The organism is Acidovorax sp. LjRoot129, assembly GCF_964253765.1.
In the GTDB taxonomy this organism is placed as follows: domain Bacteria; phylum Pseudomonadota; class Gammaproteobacteria; order Burkholderiales; family Burkholderiaceae_C; genus Acidovorax.
This window is the reverse complement of sequence record NZ_CAXUSE020000001.1, coordinates 4,902,193-4,921,440: the sequence shown is the minus strand read 5'-3', so window position 1 is coordinate 4,921,440 and position 19,248 is coordinate 4,902,193. Positions and strand designations below refer to the sequence as shown.

At 66.3% G+C, this 19,248-nt stretch carries 17 protein-coding genes; 8 read left to right on the top strand and 9 right to left on the bottom strand.

The features are described 5' to 3' along the window. Nucleotides 1–108: 108 nt before the first annotated feature. Nucleotides 109–2,124, bottom strand: coding sequence for a site-specific recombinase (locus ACSQ3Q_RS22515; RefSeq protein ID WP_436136534.1), 2,016 nt, complete (start codon nucleotides 2,122–2,124; stop codon nucleotides 109–111). Nucleotides 2,125–2,203: 79 nt separating this feature from the next. After that, nucleotides 2,204–2,611, bottom strand: coding sequence for a Co2+/Mg2+ efflux protein ApaG (apaG, locus tag ACSQ3Q_RS22510; RefSeq protein ID WP_436136533.1), 408 nt, complete (start codon nucleotides 2,609–2,611; stop codon nucleotides 2,204–2,206). A gap of 108 nt (nucleotides 2,612–2,719) precedes the next feature. On the opposite strand from apaG, the gene rpe reads away from it, so the two are divergent. Next, a complete protein-coding gene (gene rpe, locus ACSQ3Q_RS22505) occupies nucleotides 2,720–3,406 on the top strand; it encodes a ribulose-phosphate 3-epimerase (protein WP_436136532.1) in 687 nt (228 codons plus the stop codon). A 184-nt stretch (nucleotides 3,407–3,590) separates the two neighbouring features. On the opposite strand, the gene ACSQ3Q_RS22500 is transcribed toward rpe, so the two are convergent. From ACSQ3Q_RS22500 to ACSQ3Q_RS22490, 3 genes are all read right to left on the bottom strand, one after another. Further along, complete coding sequence (locus ACSQ3Q_RS22500) at nucleotides 3,591–3,983, bottom strand: hypothetical protein (protein WP_436136531.1); 393 nt, start codon at nucleotides 3,981–3,983, stop codon at nucleotides 3,591–3,593. Nucleotides 3,984–4,139: 156 nt separating this feature from the next. Continuing rightward, nucleotides 4,140–6,308: a sensor histidine kinase gene (locus tag ACSQ3Q_RS22495; protein ID WP_436136530.1), complete on the bottom strand. Its 2,169-nt coding sequence runs from the start codon at nucleotides 6,306–6,308 to the stop codon at nucleotides 4,140–4,142. A gap of 193 nt (nucleotides 6,309–6,501) precedes the next feature. Then, nucleotides 6,502–7,200: a response regulator transcription factor gene (locus tag ACSQ3Q_RS22490; RefSeq protein WP_436137057.1), complete on the bottom strand. Its 699-nt coding sequence runs from the start codon at nucleotides 7,198–7,200 to the stop codon at nucleotides 6,502–6,504. 235 nt (nucleotides 7,201–7,435) lie between these two features. On the opposite strand from ACSQ3Q_RS22490, the gene ACSQ3Q_RS22485 reads away from it, so the two are divergent. Next, nucleotides 7,436–8,794, top strand: a complete 1,359-nt coding sequence (locus ACSQ3Q_RS22485) for an SPFH domain-containing protein (protein WP_436136529.1) — start codon at nucleotides 7,436–7,438, stop codon at nucleotides 8,792–8,794. A gap of 56 nt (nucleotides 8,795–8,850) precedes the next feature. Then, a complete protein-coding gene (locus ACSQ3Q_RS22480; RefSeq protein WP_436137056.1) occupies nucleotides 8,851–10,332 on the top strand; it encodes a hypothetical protein in 1,482 nt (493 codons plus the stop codon). Nucleotides 10,333–10,411: 79 nt separating this feature from the next. On the opposite strand, the gene ACSQ3Q_RS22475 is transcribed toward ACSQ3Q_RS22480, so the two are convergent. Further along, nucleotides 10,412–11,227 carry a hypothetical protein gene (locus ACSQ3Q_RS22475; protein ID WP_436136528.1) on the bottom strand — a complete coding sequence of 272 codons (816 nt, stop codon included), beginning with the start codon at nucleotides 11,225–11,227 and terminating at the stop codon, nucleotides 10,412–10,414. 90 nt (nucleotides 11,228–11,317) lie between these two features. Then, nucleotides 11,318–12,049, bottom strand: coding sequence for a helix-turn-helix transcriptional regulator (locus ACSQ3Q_RS22470; RefSeq protein WP_436136527.1), 732 nt, complete (start codon nucleotides 12,047–12,049; stop codon nucleotides 11,318–11,320). A 591-nt stretch (nucleotides 12,050–12,640) separates the two neighbouring features. On the opposite strand from ACSQ3Q_RS22470, the gene gph reads away from it, so the two are divergent. Next, nucleotides 12,641–13,336: a phosphoglycolate phosphatase gene (gph, locus tag ACSQ3Q_RS22465; RefSeq protein ID WP_436136526.1), complete on the top strand. Its 696-nt coding sequence runs from the start codon at nucleotides 12,641–12,643 to the stop codon at nucleotides 13,334–13,336. A 77-nt stretch (nucleotides 13,337–13,413) separates the two neighbouring features. Here the strand turns inward: gph and ACSQ3Q_RS22460 are convergent, their stop codons facing one another. Together ACSQ3Q_RS22460 and ACSQ3Q_RS22455 are read right to left on the bottom strand one after the other, a co-directional pair. Beyond that, entirely contained in the window at nucleotides 13,414–15,054 is a 1,641-nt protein-coding gene (locus ACSQ3Q_RS22460; protein WP_436136525.1) for a methyl-accepting chemotaxis protein, read from the bottom strand. Between the two features lie 268 nt (nucleotides 15,055–15,322). Then, nucleotides 15,323–15,913, bottom strand: coding sequence for a chalcone isomerase family protein (locus tag ACSQ3Q_RS22455; protein ID WP_436136524.1), 591 nt, complete (start codon nucleotides 15,911–15,913; stop codon nucleotides 15,323–15,325). Nucleotides 15,914–16,275: 362 nt separating this feature from the next. Between ACSQ3Q_RS22455 and trpE the strand changes: the two genes are divergently transcribed. From trpE to ACSQ3Q_RS22435, 4 genes are read left to right on the top strand one after another with little or no spacing between them, the layout of a single operon-like run. Further along, nucleotides 16,276–17,775 (top strand): anthranilate synthase component I, encoded by a 1,500-nt coding sequence (gene trpE / locus ACSQ3Q_RS22450; protein WP_436136523.1) that lies wholly within the window; start codon nucleotides 16,276–16,278, stop codon nucleotides 17,773–17,775. After that, nucleotides 17,772–18,149, top strand: a complete 378-nt coding sequence (locus ACSQ3Q_RS22445) for a chorismate mutase (RefSeq protein ID WP_436136522.1) — start codon at nucleotides 17,772–17,774, stop codon at nucleotides 18,147–18,149. Before trpE ends, ACSQ3Q_RS22445 begins: the two co-directional genes overlap by 4 nt. Then, nucleotides 18,146–18,718 (top strand): aminodeoxychorismate/anthranilate synthase component II, encoded by a 573-nt coding sequence (locus ACSQ3Q_RS22440; protein ID WP_436136521.1) that lies wholly within the window; start codon nucleotides 18,146–18,148, stop codon nucleotides 18,716–18,718. Before ACSQ3Q_RS22445 ends, ACSQ3Q_RS22440 begins: the two co-directional genes overlap by 4 nt. Next, the gene (locus tag ACSQ3Q_RS22435; RefSeq protein ID WP_436136520.1) at nucleotides 18,715–19,245 is read left to right on the top strand and encodes a DinB family protein; all 531 of its coding nucleotides are present in this window, start codon (nucleotides 18,715–18,717) and stop codon (nucleotides 19,243–19,245) included. Before ACSQ3Q_RS22440 ends, ACSQ3Q_RS22435 begins: the two co-directional genes overlap by 4 nt. Nucleotides 19,246–19,248 lie beyond the last annotated feature (3 nt).

Sequence of the window (19,248 nt, the reverse complement as noted above, 5' to 3'; positions counted from 1 at the left end):
TCGAATAGATGGAAGCGGGCGCACAAATCCCCAGCACGTGGGGGTGCACCTGGCGGTGCTCGAATTTACAGGCGGAAACACCTCGCCCATGTAGGACGGAGGCGGAGCTTAAACCACACTGACTGCAGCGGATCCCGTAGCGCGGGCAGGGACAAAGAAACTCAAAGGCGCCCGGCGCAACCGCGCGCGGAGTGCCGCATAGATGCGTGAACGGTCTACGCCGCTCACACTCTGCGCCCGCAGCGCTAGGCTGAATGCCAGGTAAAAACTGACCGTGACATTGAGTGCACCCAGAAGCGGCAGCGAAGCCACAGCCCACCAGAAGGCGGGCGCATGCAGCACACCCAGGCCCAGCGACGCGGTGGCCGCGGCCACCTGGCCTGTGGAGAGCGTGACATGGCGTACATCGAGCCCCAGCCCGAAGAAACCGGCAAACGCAGGGACGAGCCCGAGCATGAAACCCAGCGAGATGTTGGCCGCAAATCCGGAGAGGTTTTCGCGCAGGAAGCGTGCCCAGCGCGCGGCGCGTTCCACGCCCAGCCAGCGCGTGATGCGCGGGTTGTAGTGCAGGGCCGAGTCCAGGCGGTTGAGCACGAACCAATTTTCTGCCCAGCCGGCAATGATGCTCGACGCGAACAGCAGCACGCCAGTGAACGCCGCGAAGAACAGCGAAGGGCCCAACAGGTGCAGCGATTCGAGCACGTGGTGGGCCTGCTGCTGGCTGATGGCCGGCGCGCCCGTGGCCTGCGCGATGGCAGTAGCCAACAGCAGCACGGCAGGGAACACCACCAGCACGTTGCCGAGCACGGCGGCTACCTGGGAGCGCACCAGGTGCGTGATCTCATCGACAAAGGACTCGATGGCATCGCTGGCACCCAGCTCCTTGAGCTTGGCGGCCATGGCCGGCGCGGTCATTGCGGGCTGCTTGGTGGCCACGGTGAGGTGCAGCAGCTGGATCAATACGAAAGTGATGGCGTAGTTCATCCCCGCGATGAAGCCACCCCAAAAAGCCGACAGCGCGAGCGCGTGCAGCCCGAACTTGGCCAATGTGGTGAACGACATCAGCGCACCACCGCCCGCTGCCTTGCGCACCATCGACCGATATTCTGCAGGCGTGCGGGTGATGTAGTGCTCACCAGTCTCCGCACTGCGCTCGGCCACCTTGGCGGCCAGCAAAGACAAGTTGGATGCCAAAAGCGCCCGCAGACTGCGGCGCTCCTGACCCACCATCACCAGGCGCGCCAGCAGTTGTGCCGCGGTGGGGGCTGGCTTGGGCGACAGCAGGCAATCGAGCAACTCGCGCACGCGCAGGATGCGCTCACGCAATTGCCGCAGGCGAAACACCAGTCCGACCGAGATGCCGTTGTCTTCGAAATGGGTGTACACCGTGGCTGCGGCAGCGCGGCAGGCTTCGAGCCGCTCGCGAAGGCGCTGGGCGGCCTCGTTAAGGCGGTCGGGGGTGCGCAGCGCGTGCAACACCTCCACGCGCAGGCTTTCGACGTCGCGGATCAGCACATGAAAAGGCTGGGCTTCGCGCGCCGCTTCGCTCATGCGCAGGCGCAGCTCTGGCGCAAAGCCCGTTGAAAGTATCTGGCCTGCGCAATAGGTGATCGCGTCGAGCAGCGCACGGTGCCAGCGCGAGGGGCCGCTCTGGGCCTCTGGGTCGGCAGGCGACAACAGTGCGACCAGCCGGTCGAGCTGGGCCTCCTCCAGCGCGGCAAGCCACTGCGCGTCGAACGCGCTGGGCAGCGCCAGCATGAAGAGCTCAGCCGCATCAATGGTTTCGGGGCTCCCCGGCAGCAGCTTGGTCCGCAGGCGCTCGGCGATCTCGCTGACCAGCACCGTCCGCGGTGCAAAACCGAAGTCGGCCAGCAGGGTGGTGACGTCCACCTGGCCGATGAGCGTGGCCCACCAGGCCCGCAGCCGCAGCTGCACGTCTGGCCGCGTCTCGACGGCATCGAGAAAAAGCTGCACCCTGCCCACGGCGGCGGGCACGGAATCGCCTTGGCCGCGAACCCAGTCCAGGAGGTGGATGAGCCACAGGTGGCGATGGGCCAGATCGGCCGCAGGGTCCAGTGCGGTCAGCAGATCTGTCAGTTGGAGTGTCGGGGTGCGATTTTTCATCGTCGGGCCGCCCCAAGATGAAAAGCGGCCCCCTTGGGGGGCAGCGACCACACGAAGTGGGGAGCGTGGGGGCCATTTCTCAATGCAGCACCCGCCCGGTCAGCGGCTCGCCTGCAGGGCCGTGACCCAGGGCTTCGAGCACAAAGAGCGGTACGGCGGCGTTGAACGGCTCGCCTTCTTCGCCCACGCAGTGGAACGTGCCGTGCATGGTGCCGCTGGCGGTGCGCAGGCGGCAGCCGCTGGTGTACTGAAAGGATTCCCCCGGTTTGAGCAAGGGTTGGTGCCCCACAACGCCCAGGCCCTTGACCTCTTCGGTGTGGCCGCGCGAGTCGCTGATGATCCAGTGGCGCGAAATCAACTGGCCCGGCGCATCGCCGGCGTTGGTGATCGTGATGGTGTAGGCGAAGCTGAACACGCCCGTGTCGGGCGCCGACTGCTCGGGCAGGTACTCGGGCTGCACCGCCACGTCAAACTGGTACTTTGGCATGGCGGAATGGTAACCGTGCGGGTGTTTGCTCAGCGGTTTGCTCCCGCGTAACGGCCCCGAGCAATCCGTGTTTGACGACCGTGTTGTGCGCTTTGAGACAATCGGGGGATGAGCCGCACCTTCCAAATCGCCCCCTCGATCCTCTCTGCCGACTTTGCCCGCCTGGGCGAAGAAGTGCGCAACGTCATTGCCGCTGGCGCAGACTGGATCCATTTCGACGTGATGGACAACCATTACGTGCCCAACCTCACCTTCGGCCCGATGATCTGCCAGGCCCTGAAGCCCCACGCCAAAACGGCGGATGGCGTGGCCGTGCCGATCGACGTGCACCTGATGATCCAGCCCGTGGATGCACTGGCTGCAGCGTTTGCCGATGCGGGCGCCGACTACATCAGCTTTCACCCCGATGCCTCGGGCCATGTGCACCGCAGCATCCAGGCCATCCGCAGCAAGAGCGTGAAGGCCGGGCTGGTGTTCAACCCCGCGGCGCCGCTGGACGTGCTGGACTGGGTGATCGACGACATCGACCTGATCCTGATCATGAGCGTGAACCCGGGCTTTGGCGGCCAGAGCTTCATCGACTCGGCCCTGCGCAAGATCGAGGACGTGCGCCGCCGCATCGATGCGACGGGCAAGGACATTCGGCTGGAAGTGGATGGCGGCATCAAGACCGACAACATCCGCCGCGTGGCGGATGCCGGGGCCGACACCTTCGTGGCCGGCAGCGCGATTTTTGGCAAGCCGGACTACAAGGGCGTCATTGACGCGATGCGCGAAGCTTTGGCTAAACCCTGAGGCGCTGCGCGCCTTTCCCCAAGGGGGAAGCACCCGGTGGCCTGGTATCGCCAGCTCCACGGGTGCGATGGTCTAGGGGCGCGCCCGCTGCGGAGGGCGTTTGCTATTTTATTGATAGCTGTTGACGCTTGATAGGCAAGCGGTAGTGCTCATTTTCATTCGGTTTTATTGAGCGCCGGAGTGCTTACTTGGCCGGAATCACCGTGGTGGTGACCGATTCGCGCAGCACGCCACCACCGGACACGGAGCCGCTCACCGAAGACGACTGGGTGCGGCGCACGCACTCGGCCTGCTCGGCTGCCGTCTGAAAGGCTTCGCAGCGCTGGGTGGTGTTTTCCGAAGCGGCCGGGCCGGGGTTGCTCAGCTGGCCCTTGCGTGATGCGTCCAGCGCGTTGTTGGCTTCACGCAGACAGGTCGCCAGCGAATCCTGGGTGTTGTTCGTCATGCACTTTTCGCGCTCTTGCTCGTAGCGGGCACGGGCGTCGCCCGAAGGGGCAGGGGTCTGGGCCATCGCCGTAGCGGAAGCTGCCAGCAGGACAGCGGTGAGAGCGGGGGTGATAAAGGCGAAGCGTGGCATGAGAAGGTCTCCTTGCGCGGTTGTGACAGGGCGCACCAGGGTGCGGTGCAATCCTGCAGCGTAGGGCTAGGGCCTCGCCGCCGCTGTCGGACGGCACCCCCCGCCGCCGTGCGCGCAGGTGCCTTCTCTGCCACCCTGGCAGGTGCGCAACCGGCCTCAGCCCAGGCGCTGGAAGGTCAAGGTGAACGCCACGCCGTCATCCGTATTGCGCGCATTGACGGTGCCGCCCATCTTGGCCATGTAGGTCTTCGCCACGAACAGGCCCTGGCCACGGTGCTCCGAACCGCCTGGCGGCGTGGGCAAGCCTGGGTCGGACACGCCCAGCTCGAAAATGCGCCCGAGCAAGTCCTCTTCGATGGTGGAGCCCTGGTTGTGCAGCGTGGCGCTGGCCGTGGACTCCGACGCCTTGAGCGTGAGCGTGATCGCCGTACCCGCCGGGCGGTAGCGGTCTGCGTTGCCGAGGATGTGGGTCACCACGTCCTCCAGCGCGAACTCATCGGCGCGCACGACCACCCGCCCCGTGCCGCCCTGGTAGACCACGTTGCCGATGCCCGCGAAGTGCGCGTTGTCTGCCACGTGGCGCAGAAAAGCGTCCAGGTCCAGCCGCCCCTGGGGCAGGTCGGCAGCCTGCAGCGCCTCGGCGGGTGATGCCGTGCCGTAGAGCACGTGCACGGCCTGCTGCATGCGCTGCACATAACGGTGGCCGGGGTCGCCGGGCCCGCCGTGCAGCACCATGAGCGACTGCAGCGGCGACATGATCTCGTGGCCCACCGCGTGCCACATGTCGCGCTCCTGCTGGGCACGCAGCTGTTCGCGCTGGATGTCGTCCTTCACGCGCTGCAGCAGGTCGGCCAGGCCGCCGGCGAGGATGCCCAGCTCGTCCGAACCGCGCAGGTCCGACACATCCAGGTCGCCCAAGCGCGGGCCGATGTGGCCGTCCTGCACGTTGTACGACACGGCAGCCGCGCGCCGCGTCAGCGCGGTCACGCGCCGCAGTAGGCCGACTTCCACCGCCAGCCAGGCCAGCGCGATGGCCGCGAGCATGGCCCCCAGGTACCACGACATGCGCGTGGCCACCACCGCCAGGCCCTGCTCCACACCGCGCAGGTTGCCGGTGAAGGTCACGGCATAGTTGCCCTGCGGTGTATCGAGGATGTCCAGCCCGGCGGGCACCTCCTGCACCTTGGCTTCGCCCGGGCCCTGCAGGTCCAGCGGCAGCCAGCTGATCAGGCGGATCAGCCATGGCGCCGTGGGCCCCGCTTCGACTTCGGTACCCCGCAGCGTGAGCGCATCCTGCTCGCTGCTGCCCAGCTTGCGGATCTGCACCTTTTCTCCCGGCAGCAGAGAGCGGGCCACGTCGGCCAGCGACGCGGCGGGCTGCGCGCCGGGCGTGTTGCTGTCGAACAGCGCGGGCGTGCCGGAGGGGTTGCCGCCGGCGCCGGCAGCGGGCCCCAGCATCTCCACCCGCACGCGCATGCTGCCCAGGTCCTCGGGCGGCCAGACCAGAGGTTGCTTGCCGAACAGGGCCTCGCGAAACAGCTCCACGGGCAGGCGGATCGAATAGAACGTGCGGCGCAGGCAGCCGGGCGCGGTGCCCGCCGGGTCGCGGCACGCATTGCTTTGCCACAGCCAGCCGCGGAAGTCGCGCACTGGGCGGGCGCGCACGTCAAGCGTCTCTTCACCCACATCCGCAAAGCCGGTCAGCCGGCCGCGGGTCTGGATGCTGCCTTGCGGCGGCAGCGCCTCGAACGGCGCCACCCAGCGGGACGTGGTGCCGCGCATGTCCAGCGTCACCCGGGCGCGGTGCACGGCGGCCAGGTCGAGCGCGCCGCGTTCGCGCGGCACCAGCTCGCCTGCGTAGAAACTGCCCACGAGGTAGATGAAGCCGCCCGCATAAGGGTTGTTGCCGATCGCCGCGCAGGCCGTGGCGCCATCGGGGTACTGCACGGCGCAGCCCGCCATCTCCACCGCCTGCTGGGCCTTGTTCTGGTCGTCGAAGTCGATGGCCGCATAGGGCAGCAGCAGCGGCGCCAGCGGCGTGGCGCCCTGGCCCTGGATGTGCGCGTTCAGCAGTGCCAGCTGGCCGGACGGGTGGCGCAGGCGTGCCATCACTTCGGACTGGCTGCGCTTGAACCCATTCTGATAGCTCTGCCAGGCGCGCTCCTTTTCTTCCTTCAGCAGCACCACGCTGAGCGCCACGGTGGCCAGCGCCAGCAGCACGAACACGCTGCGCACAAGAATCCGCAGGCGAAACGCCGGCAGGCCCAGGCGGGGCATTTCGAGCCGCGGCATCTCCAGCGCCGGGCGCCGCAGCAGGCGCTTCATACAGGGTTCTCCGCAGTGTCGATTGAAGCGCCAAGCCTGCGCCACTGGCGAGGTCCAGGCGCGGGCCGCCGCGCAAGGGCCGCCAAGCTGCATGGGCGGCGCTTAGCTTGCGTGCGCTGGTGGCGTCCCCTTTCCCGAATGGCGCAGCCAGTCGAGAGAAGGGGGAAGCGGCGAAGCCGCTCAGGGGGATGCTTCACTTCTTCACCCAGCGGAAGCCACGCATCGGAACGTTCTCGATGCCTTCGAACGACGGATCGACCTCGCGCAGCGCCTCGCGGATGGTGCTCACATGCTTGCGCACGTTGTCGCGGTTGCGGCCGCTCTTGACCACCTCGAACAGCTCGTCGTATGAGACCACTTCGCCGCTGCGTTGGTGCAGCGTGGCCAGGATGCGCTGGGCCGTCAGCGGCAGGTTGATGCGCTCGCCGCGCCAAGTGGGCGTGCGCTGCCACAGCGGGTCGAGCACCAGGGCGTCCCCCGGCGCTGCAGCGGGCGCACCGTGGGCGGGTGAGGATTGGGTGGTGCGCAGGATGTCGAGAAAGGTCTCGATGAAGTCGGCCTCTTCGAAGGTCGTCTTCTGCAGGTAGTCCCACGCGTCCAGCGCTTTCATGATGCTGCGGTAGATGGCCGCGGGCATGGCCGACACCACCAGCACGGGCGTGCCCTGGCCAAGCTTGTTGATCGCGTTGATGAGCGCCACGCCCGCATGGCGCTCGCGCCCCAGTTCGATGTCCAGCACCACGGCGTCGTAGTGCTCGCGCGCCAGCGCGGCTTCGGCGTCGTCGCGGGTGAACCACTGGTCGATCACGATGCCGCTCTTCGCACTGGCAATCCAGCCGGCCAGCTGGTTGCTGGTGGGCAGGTCGTCTTCGATCACGGCGATGCGTGCGATGGGGGTCATGAAAGCGCTTTGCAGTGGGGTTGGCCGGATTATCCCGGCGCTCCACCGGGGCAGGTGTGAGTTTTTCTTCCGAGGTCGGAGCAATTGCTCGGGCGGCGGGCGGACTCTGGGCTGTGGTGCGCGTTGTTGCTTCCGGGTGTTCTCCGAAGAATCACCTACCAATGAACAGCCACTCGGTTGTTCAGGCCAAGACAACAAATTCAACCCATCCGAGAGAGAGAACACCATGAAATTCACCTGGAACCGCATCGTCCAAGCGCTGCGCGGCCGCTCCGCCGCCACGCCCTCCGCCGCTGAAGCAGCGATGGACGCTCAGTACGACAACGCAGTGGGTACCGCAGCGGCCAATCCTTGGGCCGCCGAAGACAGCCGTCCCCTGCGCGGGGCCTATTTGCTGCCTACGGCACGCACCGTGCGCTGGCTGGCCCTGGGTACGGTGGTGGTGGCTGCTGGCGTGGCGGTGGTGCGCAACCCGCCGGTGCGCCACCTGGACCAGGGAGAGCTGGGCCAGCGCGTGAACCAGTTCACCGGCTCGGTCACGCAGTGGCGCGACGGCGGCGTGTGGGTGCTGCCTGGCGTGCACAACGTGCGTGTTTTTTCTTTGCGTGACCAAAGCTACCGGCCTGAGGCGATGCGCCAGGCCACTGGCAACGCACCGCTGCAATCTGTGGAAGGCCTGTCGTTCGGCCTGGACCTGAGCGTGCGCTACGCCCTGGACCCGGCTTCACCCGCAGTGAAGTCAGGCAACCTGCCCGACGACGTGGACGCCGACATCGTCGCCCCCGCAGTACAGGGCCTGGTCTACAAGGTATTTGCCCGCTACACGGTGCGGGAGATCTTTTCGTCCAAGCGCGCCGAGATCGCACAGATCATCGAGACCGAACTGCGCACCCGCCTTGCCGCCGATGGCGTGGTGCTGCGCAGCGTGCAAATCGGCAAGGTAGACCTGCCCGCCGAATACCGCCGCGGCATGGACAGCCTGCTGGCCGAAGAACTGGCGTCCGAAAAGATGCGCTACACGCTGGAGCTCAAGGACAAGCGGGTGAAGGAAACCGAACTCGACGCCTCGGCCGATAAGGTCCGCCGAGAAGTGGCCGCTGAGGCCTCTGCACGCGAACAGGTGATCGCCGCGCGTGCCCAGGAGGAGGCCATGAAACACGTGCTGCCTTTCAAGCAGCGCCAGATCGAGCAGCGCCAGTTGGAGGCCGAAGCCGAAAAGGTCTCGCGCATCAAGGCCGCAGAAGGCAGCGCCCAGGCCCGCCGCATCGAAGCCAGCGGTGAGGCCGACGCCCGCCAGAAGCTTGCCGAGGCCGAGGCCTACCGCATGGACCGCATCGGCAAGGTGAATGCCGAGCAGATGGCCCGCGAAGGTGCGCTGGTTACCCGCCATCCGCTGCTCATCCAGAAAACGCTGGCCGACAAGCTCTCGGACAAGATCCAGGTCATCATCGCGCCCCCGCCCACCAATGGCGACTTCATTGGCGCAGCCCTGCTCGGCGGCAACCGCAACGCGCAGGCGGCGGCCGCGCAGGCTGCCGCGGCAGGTGCGGACGATGCTTCCACCAGCCAGGTCACGGAGCAATGAACATGAAGCACCGCACCATCGCCACATTCGTCGCAGCTGTCGCCTCCGCAGCCACCATGGTCGCCACCGCTGCGGTACCACCCGCGCCCCCCAACGGCCTGGGCAGCGCCATCGTGGTGCAAGACCAGTCCAGCCTGCGGGCCGCACCCCGCGACTCGGCCCAGCAGCAGACTGTGCTGTGGCAAGGCGAAGTGCTGGAAGTGCGCGGCGAGCGCATGGACTACCTGCAGGTGTGGGATCACAAACGCGAACGCGGCGGATTCATCCGGGCCAGCGACGTGCGCCGGGTGTCACTGGCCGAGGCCGATGGCCCCGCGCTGCTGTCGGTGCTGCAATTCGTGCGGGACACGCCGGGCGCTGAAGCGCTGGGCATTGGCCTGACGGCGGCTTACCTGCAGGCCGCGCCTGTGGCCGCGCTCACGGGGGACCAAGGCGCGCAGGCCTTCGACGCCCTGGGCACGCTGGCCGACCGCCTGGCGCGCCGGGCGTCGCTGCCGCCTTCGAGCTCGGCCACCGGCAAGGCGAACGGTGCGGCGCTGTCGGCCCATCTGGATGTGGCCAACGGCTACGGCGTGCGGTTCACCACCTACGAGGTGGAAGGTCGCATGCAGGTCTGCTACGACGGCGAGGCATTTCGCCGGCTGCTGGCCCTGCCTGCTGCAGACGCCGACCAGCGCGCCCGGGCGGCGCTGGCGCTCACGCGGCCGGAATGCACCAACCCCGACCTGCCTGCCCACGAGCGTGCCAAGCTCCAGGAATGGCAGGCCCAGTTGCTGGAGAAAGTCGAGGTGGCAAGCCTGCCCAGCTACCTGCGCAACCGCGTGCAGATGCGCCGGGCGAGTCTTTGGAGCGCGGTGGCCTTTCAGCAGGCGCGAAAAGACGGCGGACTCGCCCCCGCCGTAGCCGCGGCTGCCTCTCGGGGCCTGGCAGAGTTTGCGGGTGTGAGCCGCAGTGACCTTCCTGACGATGATCAGGTCGCCTACAACGATGCCGCGATGCGCGTCGGCGCCGTGCGTTGGGCGTTGGTGCCAGCTGCCCCACTGGTGGCCGACGCCAAGCGGCCTGCTGTGGTGGTACAGCCCGGCGCGCCGGGCGAGACCTGCGTGCTGCTCGTGGATGCGCAGCACGGAGCCAAGGATCCACTGGTGCGCCGCTGCACTTACGGCGTGGTCTGGACAGCTTCGGCCACCGTCAATCGGGAAGGCAACGCGGTAGCCCTGGCGGTGCAGCCCCTGGAGGGCTGGCGCGAGTTGTGGGTGATGCGCAAGGCGGGTAGCGATTGGGTGGTGGATGTGCTGCCTCCCGCCGCAGCGACGCCTGAAACCGGCTACGTGGAATGGGCTGGCTGGGTGCCTGGCGGCCAACAGATGCTGGTGGCGCGCGAGGCACGCGGCCAGGGTCGCTATCGCAAGAGTTTTGAGATCCTTCGCATCGATGGACTGACCACCGAGCGTGTAACCGGCGACGTGGCCGCATTACCGCTGTTCCAGCGCTGGCAGGACGCGGGCTGGAAGCGGCAGACGCTGAGCCTGCGTTGATCCCCCGCGCAGATTCACACCCGTCCCGGCGCACGCCTGCAGCACCATGTCGTGGTGCGCGCCACAGTGCAGCCGGTTGCTACAGGCGGTTGTAGCAGGCCGATGCGGGCAGGGTGTCGAGCGCCGCTGCAACGCGTGCCAGCGTGGGCAGGATGGATGGGTTCTCGTCCCCCAGCAGGCACAGGGTGTTCTCGCCCCGCTTGGCCCAGATGGCTTGGCTGGTGAGGCCGGTGATTTGGCGGAAAGTCCCCCAGTTGGCCGCTACGCCGGCATTGGATTCGGAGCGTGAAAACGTCACTTGCCCAATGGCCGTGCCGCCCAGCACCGTGCCGGTTCCGCTGCACTGGTTGTTGGTGAAAAGCTTGAGGCCCTGTACGTGCGAGATGGTCGTGTCGTTCACTTGCACTGGCCGCAGGTAGTTGCGAGCCCACTGTCCGCCGCCTGCGGCGCCGCAGGTGTTCTGCTGCCATTCGCCCAGGATGCCAGCAATGCCCGCCGTGATGACTGGGCCGGTGCCGCCCCCGTTGCCTGCGGTGCAGTTCACCTGAATGTCGGCCACGGCGGCGGTGGCTGTGCCGCTGCCATGGGTGACGGTGCAGGTTTGTCCGGCGGGCTGGGTGGCGACTTCAACCCGGTAGGCGGCAGCGTGTTCGGCAAACTTGAAAGTGCCGTTGGCGCTCAGGCGCAGCGGGTCGGTACCGTTGTTGTTCAGCACCAGTACGGCATTGGCGGCCAGGCCGGTCAACGTGCCGCCAATGGCGTGGCGCGGTGTGCCCGACGCGTCGTCGTTGTCGCCGCCGCCGCAGGCTGCGAGCAGGCCCACGAGGCCGGCAGCGAGGCCGGCAGCGAGAGTCGGGCGTGGTCTGAAAACAAAGGCAACAGAGGCAGTGCGCAAGATGAAAACTCCCGAATGAAAAGCTCCACGCACGGCGCATGAAGCAGGGAGATTGCAGCGCAGGCGCGTTGCCATGTGAACTGCCTGTTCTTACAGGCCGACCAGTCCTTGCATCAGCGCTTTCACGATGGCGTGCTGCCGGCTGTGGCAGCCGAGCTTGGCCATGGCGTTGTTCAGGTGGAAGTTCACCGTGCGCTCGGCAATGCTCAGGACGAGGCCAATCTCCCACGATGTCTTACCGGCAGCGGCCCATTGCAGGCACTCGCACTCGCGCCGCGTGAGCACCGGTTCCTGTGCAGAGTCGGCGCGCAAGATGCGCAGCACCGCCTCGTGGGCGTGCGCAGCCAGGGCAGGTATCAGCGGGGCCGTGTGGCGCACCTGGTCCTGCGCCTCGGCCAGGGGCGCATTGCGCAAGCTCATGCAGACCAGGCTGAAGCGGCCATCCATGCTGTGCGTGGGCGCGTAGATGCCGGCGCGCAGGCCGAAGTCGTAGGCCTCCCGCATCATCTGCGTGGGCTGAGAATTCTCGTATTCGTCCGCGCCGCTCCACATCAGTGGGGTGGTGTGGCGCGCGCAATGGTGCACCCGCGGATCGACTCTGTAGTAAGTGTTCTCCAGATAGTGGCTGTGCCAGTTGTCGGAAATCACCGAGGTCGAGTCGACATGCAGCCCGCCTTGGCGCGAGTAGCTTTGAAGACCCTGCACGACGTTGTCGTACCCCAATGACTGGCCGACGCTCGACAACAACTGTGTCAGTTCCTGCAGAGTCCGCACGGTATGGAACTGCTCAAGGGAGTGAAGGTAGCGGGGCAGCGTGAACATGGCGTGTTCTATCCAATCGCGACAAAGCCGCCACCTGTCAGATCAGACAGGGGCGCCCGAATCCTATTCCTTCGGCCTTCGCTGAATCGGAGACGGGTGAATGGTGTGCGCGGTGACGCAGTGCTGGGTGTCTGTTCACTCGTCATCGTTCGTTCAACGCCAGTCGATGGACGTTCCCCCTGCGGCCTGGTTGAGATGGCCGCCTACACGGTTTGAGCCGTCAACCTACGGAGCGGCCTGAAAGCGCGCGCGACGCTATGGGTAACCAGCCCGGAATCGTCCGGACCGGAACTGGCTGCACTAGTCGTCCCCTATGCAAAGTCTTCAATACCAATGTTTTTCGAGCCAATTGCTGATCTGCGATGGCTTTCGTGCTTTGACGTCATGCCAGACGTCGTGCCCTCGCGCCATCATCGCGGCAAGACCGCCGCGTCCATTGCTCCGTCAACCGCCAGCGCCCGGGGAGGCGGCGCCCGCCCCTGTCATTGCACAGGCGCATGGGGCCCCGCAGCCTTCCTAGCCGATCGGCGCGCGTCGGCCTGCGGCGTTCGCCGTACCATTGAAGGAATCGCCAACTTCACTGCGTCCATCTTGAACTTTCTTCCCTTGCATCAGAAAAAACTGGACGCTGCCATCGTCGATCTGGACGGCACGATGGTCGACACAATGGGTGATTTCGCCGAAGCGATCAACCGCATGCTCCGCGATCTGGATCTGCCCCCTATCGAAGCCGTGCGTATCGAGAACATGGTGGGCAAGGGTTCGGAGAATCTGCTGCGTTCAGTGTTAAATCACGTGCTAGCGCTTACTGATAAAGCGGTTGATGCTATAAAAATAGAAGCACTATACCCCGCCGCCTGGGAGAGCTACCAGCGACACTACCTGGCGATCAATGGCCAGTACTCCGCGGTCTACGCTGGGGTGGTGGAGGGTTTGCAGGCGCTGCGCAAGGCGGGCTTGCCCCTCGCCTGCCTGACCAACAAACCCACCGACTTCGCCGTACCCTTGCTCAAGGCCAAGGGGCTTGATGGCTTCTTCGACATCGTGTTTGGCGGTGATGCCTTCGAACGCAAGAAGCCCGACCCGTTGCCGCTGCTCAAGACCTGCGAGGCCCTCGGGACAGCGCCGGGGCGCACGCTGATGGTGGGCGACTCCAGCAACGACGCGTTGGCCGCGCGGGCGGCAGGGTGCCCCGTGGTCTTGGTGACCTACGGCTACAACCATGGCCAGCCGGTGCGCGCCGTGGATGCCGACGGCTTTGTCGATTCGCTCGCCGCGCTGCGCTGACTGGCAATGTTGCGGGCGCCGTTGACCGGGGCGGCCGTATTGCTGCACCGGTTTTTGCGCTAGGCCTTCAACCTGCCTTAAGCAGGAAGCCGCCGCGGGCCAGCGCCACCGTGATATCCCAGTCGTGCCCCTGCTGCGGCCGCAGAGTCCGCATTCGCCGCCATGGCAGACGCACCTGACGCCAGTCGGAACACGGCCACCGCTTCCACCAGCTGACCGGCCTGTGTCTTGAGGCTGTCGGCTGCCGCAGCGCTTTGTTCCACCAAGGCCGCGTTTTGCTGAGTGGTCTGGTCCATCTGGGTGATGGCTTCACCTACCTGCGAGACCCCCTGGCTCTGCTCGCCACTGGCTGCACTGATTTCGCCCATGATGTCGGTCACGCGGCGGATGGCGCTGACCACTTCGGTCATCGTCGCGCCGGCCTTGTCCACCAGCGCCGTGCCGCGCTCCACCCGCTCCACACTGGTGCCGATGAGGCCTTTGATTTCCTTGGCGGCTTCGGCGCTGCGCTGCGCGAGGCTGCGCACCTCGCCTGCGACCACCGCAAACCCCCGGCCCTGTTCGCCGGCGCGGGCGGCTTCCACAGCGGCGTTCAGCGCGAGGATATTGGTCTGGAACGCAATGCCGTCGATCACGCTGATGATGTCGGCGATTTTCTTGCTGCTGTCGTTGATGCCCTTCATGGTGTCTACCACTTCGGCCACCACGTCGCCGCCTTGCTGGGCCACGGTGGATGCGCTCATGGCCAGCTGGTTGGCTTGGCGCGCGTTGTCGGCGTTCTGGCGCACGGTGGAGCCCAGCTCTTCCATCGAGGCGGCGGTCTGCTGCAGCGCCGAGGCTTGCTGCTCGGTGCGGGCCGACAGGTCGTTGTTGCCCGACGCGATTTCGGCACTGGCCGTGGCAACGCCTTCAGCGCTGTAGCGCACGTTGCCGACAATGGTGGCCAGCCGCGATTGCATCGTGGCCAGCGCCTGGAGCAATTGCCCTGTTTCGTCCCTGCCACCCGCTGCGATGGGGTGCGTCAGGTCGCCGTCGGCAATGTTTTCTGCGGCCCGCTGACCGAGCTGCACCGGCCGCACGATGGACCGCGTGACCGTGAAGGCCAGCAACGTGCCCAGCGCCACAGCCACCAGCGTGCCCACACCCAGCAGAACCTGGCTGGCCTTGGCCAGGGTGCCGGTGTCTGCCTGGCTCTCCGCCAGTTGGGTGGCCATGGCGCGGCGCAGGTCGTCGAGCGACTTCAGGTATTTGTCGGCCAGCGGGCGCAGATCCTTGTCCACAATGGCGGGCACGTTGGGCTCGCCGCCGCGGTGCAGCTCGCGGATCTCGGTCAGCTTGCCGTTGTAGGCCGTGCGCGCCGCGGCAATGGCTGCGAGCAGCGTGCGCGTCTGTTCGCCCTGGGCCAGTGCTTCGATGCGCTGCACCTTGGTATCCATGCCCTTGGCCGTGGCCTCGGTATCGGCCGTGAGCTTGTCCATGTAGTCGCGGTCAATCGCCTTGAGGAACGCCTCGGTGCGCACCCAATTGAGCCGGATGTCGGCCGCCCAGTTTTCCACGAGCAGCTGCTGCTCGATCTCCTGCGTGGCCACCCGCTCGCTCGCACCGTGCAGGCCGGCAATGCGCCACATGCCGGTGGCAGCGATGAGGGCGGTGATAAGCAGGATGGCACCAAACGAAGCGCCCAGGCGCAGGCCAACGGAGAGATTGCTGAGTTTCATGGTGGTGTCTGGCGCGTAGAGGGCGAAGGCGGAAGTCAGTACGTGGCAAAAGGCCGCTTCACATGCGGCCGCGGACAAGCCCGGCGCCAAGTTTCCCTTGCGCGGAATGCGCATTGCAGGTCAGGGGGCGTAGGGACTGTGGAGCCGCCGAATCAAGGTTAAGCGCCGGCTTTGTCAGCATCTGTCGGACGTGCGACACACAAGGGCAACCTCGGGGAGGGTTTGCCCGGGGCGCCGCGGATGGCGTGCCCTGGGCAGCACGGCGCCGTCAGTTGGCCGACTTGCCCAGCAGTGCGTCCTTGAGCTTCCAGTCGGCCGGGGTGTTGCCCAGCCAGATGCCCAGCAATGCGTTGAAAAACTCTGGCTCCTTGAAGGGCTCACCCTGAGGTTCGCCCTTGACGGTGATCACGGTGCCGGTGCCCGGGATCCAGTCGATCATGAACTGGTCGCCTGCCTTGAGCTTCTTGTGGTCAGAAAAGATCTGGCTCATGCGCAGCACGCCGGGGATGAGCTTTGAGAACGCCGCCTTGTCCATGTTGTCCTCCATGCCGCGCGAGAACAGCTTGCCCAGCTCGGTGGAGTCGATCTCGCGCAGCATGGTGATGCTCACGCGCTTGGGGCCTTTGAGTGCGGCGACTTCCTGCGTCGACTGGGCTTTTTTCTCTAGGTACAGGCCAGCCGTGTAGACCTTGAAAACCGCCTTGTAGCGCACGCCGGCGCCATTGAGCTGCAGCGTGCTGCCGCTCAGGCTTGTGGTCTCTGCGTATTTGACGTCGGACACGGTCACGGGCTGGGCCACGGCGCTGATCGCCCATATCCAAGCCGCTGCGGCCACCGCGCATTGCTTTACAAACTTCATGCGCAACTCCTCTAAAAAAGAACGGTCGTTCGTTTCAAATTGTTGCTGCGCGCCGCAATTCCCGCAACAGGGTTTTCGATTGGTTGCGGCGCAGCCTGTGCGCCTTGTCAGAACGGGGCTCAAAAAAGCTTTGCTACACTTTGGCCCATGTTCATTCACCACGTGTTCATCACAGGTTGCAGCGACCGGGGAGCCTGGCCCTGGCGTCAGCCTGTTTGCTTGAACGCCTGATGGCACCTGGGCCAACGCCCCAGCGTGCACCCCGTGGCCCCCCTTCTTGCGGCGGGCCGACCGAATGAACCGCAGCGCCCTGTGTCGTTGAAATGCCGGGATACGCGCTGCGACAGCTGGGAGCTCTCCCCGTGATCACAGAACTTGAATTCAAAAGCCTGGCCGGCGAAGGCTACAACCGCATTCCGCTCATGGCCGAAGCCTTTGCGGACCTCGAAACCCCTCTCTCCCTGTACCTGAAGCTTGCGCACAGCAAGGACGGCGGCAAGCACAGCTTCCTGCTCGAATCCGTGGTGGGCGGCGAGCGCTTCGGGCGCTACAGCTTCATCGGCCTGCCGGCGCGCACGCTGCTGCGCGCCAGCGGCTTCGGCGTCCACGCCAAGACCGAGGTCGTGACCGATGGCCAGGTGGTGGAGTCCGCCGCGGGCAACCCGCTCGACTTCATCGAGGCGTACCAAAAGCGCTTCAAGGTGGCCCTGCGCCCCGGCCTGCCGCGCTTTTGCGGCGGCCTGGCCGGCTACTTCGGCTACGACGCGGTGCGTTACATCGAAAAGAAGCTGGAAGACACCTGCCCGCCGGACACCCTGGGCTGCCCCGACATCCTGCTGCTGCAGTGCGAGGAACTCGCCGTCATCGACAACCTGTCGGGCAAGCTCTACCTCATCGTCTACGCCGACCCGGCACAGCCCGAGGCGTACGCCAAGGCCAAGAAGCGCCTGCGCGACCTGAAGGAGCAGCTCAAATATTCGGTGAGCGCGCCCATCGTCAAGCCCACCGAAAGCCACCCCGCGCAGCGCGATTTCTCCAAGGCCGACTACCTCGCCGCCGTGGACCGCGCCAAGGAGCTGATAGCCGCGGGCGACTTCATGCAGGTGCAAGTGGGCCAGCGCATCCACAAGCGCTACACCGAAAGCCCTCTCTCGCTGTACCGCGCGCTGCGATCGCTGAACCCGTCGCCGTACATGTATTTCTACGACTTCGGCGACTTCCACGTGGTGGGCGCCAGCCCCGAGATCCTGGTGCGCCAGGAGAACACGCCCGATGGACAAAAGATCACCATCCGCCCCCTGGCCGGCACGCGCCCCCGCGGCGCCACGCTCGAGAAAGACAAGGCTGCCGAGGTCGAGCTTATCAACGACCCCAAGGAGCGCGCCGAGCACGTGATGCTGATCGACCTGGCGCGCAACGACATCGGCCGCATCGCCAAGACCGGCACCGTGAAGGTGACCGAGGCCTTTGCCATCGAGCGCTACAGCCACGTGATGCACATCGTGAGCAACGTGGAAGGCATCCTCAACGACGGCATGACGGCGATTGACGTGCTCAAGGCCACCTTCCCGGCCGGCACGCTCACCGGCGCGCCCAAGGTGCATGCGATGGAAATCATCGACCAGCTCGAACCGACCAAGCGCGGCCTGTATGGCGGTGCCTGCGGCTACCTGAGCTACGCCGGCGACATGGACGTGGCCATCGCGATCCGCACCGGCATCATCAAGAACGGCACGCTCTACGTGCAGGCGGCGGCCGGCGTGGTGGCCGACTCGGTGCCCGAGCTGGAATGGAAGGAGACCGAGCACAAGGCCCGCGCCCTGCTGCGCGCCGCAGAACTCGTCGAGGAGGGCCTGGAATGACCGCCCCCACAAAGCCATCCAAAGCCATCGACAAGGTGCAGCATTGCACCACCATGGCAGAGGTGCGCGCACGCATCGATGCACTCGACGACATCCTCGTGCCCCTGCTGGTGGAGCGCAGTGGCTACATGACGCAGGCCGCGCGCATCAAGCAAAGTGACGCCCAGGTGCGCGACGTGGCCCGCATCGAGGCCATCGTGCGCCGCGTGCGCGCCGCGGCCCAGGCCGAAGGCGGCCAACCCCACCTGATCGAAGCCATCTACCGCGGCATCATGGAAGCCTCCATTGCCTACGAACACCGCGAGTTCGCGCGCCTGCGCGCCGGGCACGCCAGCGACGCGGCCACACAACAGACCGCAGGGAGCGCAGCATGAAACTCTTGATGGTCGACAACTACGACAGCTTCACCTACAACATCGTGCAGTACTTCGGCGAGCTGGGTGCCGATGTCGAGGTGTTCCGCAACGACGAGATCACCCTCGAAGGCATCGCGCAGCGCGCCCCCGACCGCCTGGTGATCTCGCCCGGCCCGTGCTCGCCTGCCGAAGCAGGCATTTCGGTGGCGGCAATCCAGCACTTTGCGGGCAAGCTTCCCATCCTGGGTGTGTGCCTGGGCCACCAGAGCATCGGCGCGGCGTTCGGCGGCACCATCGTCCGCGCGCAAGAGCTGATGCACGGCAAGACCAGCGTCATCACCACCACGCAGCAGGGCGTGTTCGCAGGCCTGCCCGATAAATTCACGGTCAACCGCTACCACTCGCTGGCCATCGAGCGCGCCGCGTGCCCCGATGTGCTGCAGGTCACCGCCTGGACGGATGACGGCGAGATCATGGGCGTGCGCCACAAGGAGCTGGCCATCGAGGGTGTGCAGTTCCACCCCGAGAGCATCCTCACCGAGCACGGCCACGCGATGCTGAAGAACTTCCTGGAGCAGCGCGCATGACGGCGCTCGCCGATGCTGCAGCAGCGTCGGGCTCGTTCGCCCAGTTGTTCCAGTACAAGCGCTGGGCCAACCAGGAACTGCTCGCGCTGGGCGAGGCGTCGCAGGCGGCATTGCCCGCCGACGACCACCGGCTCTTCGTGCGCATCCTGAACCACACCTACGTGGTGGACCGCATCTTCGCGAGCCACCTGCAGGGCCTGCCGCAGACTGCCTACGCAGCCACCAACACCGACGAGACACCGGCGCTGCCCACCCTGCGCGAGGCCGTCCGCACCTCGGATGACTGGTACCTCCAGTACGCCGGCGGCCTCACCGCGGACCAGCTGGCCGAGCCCGTGCAGTTCCGCTTCACCGATGGCGACACCGGCACCATGACGCGGGCCGAGATACTGAACCACGTCGTGGTGCACGGCACCTACCACCGGGGCGCGGCCGGCCGCATCCTGGCGGGGCATGCAGTGCCGCCACCACGCGACTCGCTCACCACCTTCCTGCACCGCCTGCAGCCGGAGCGACGCTGGTCGTAACAC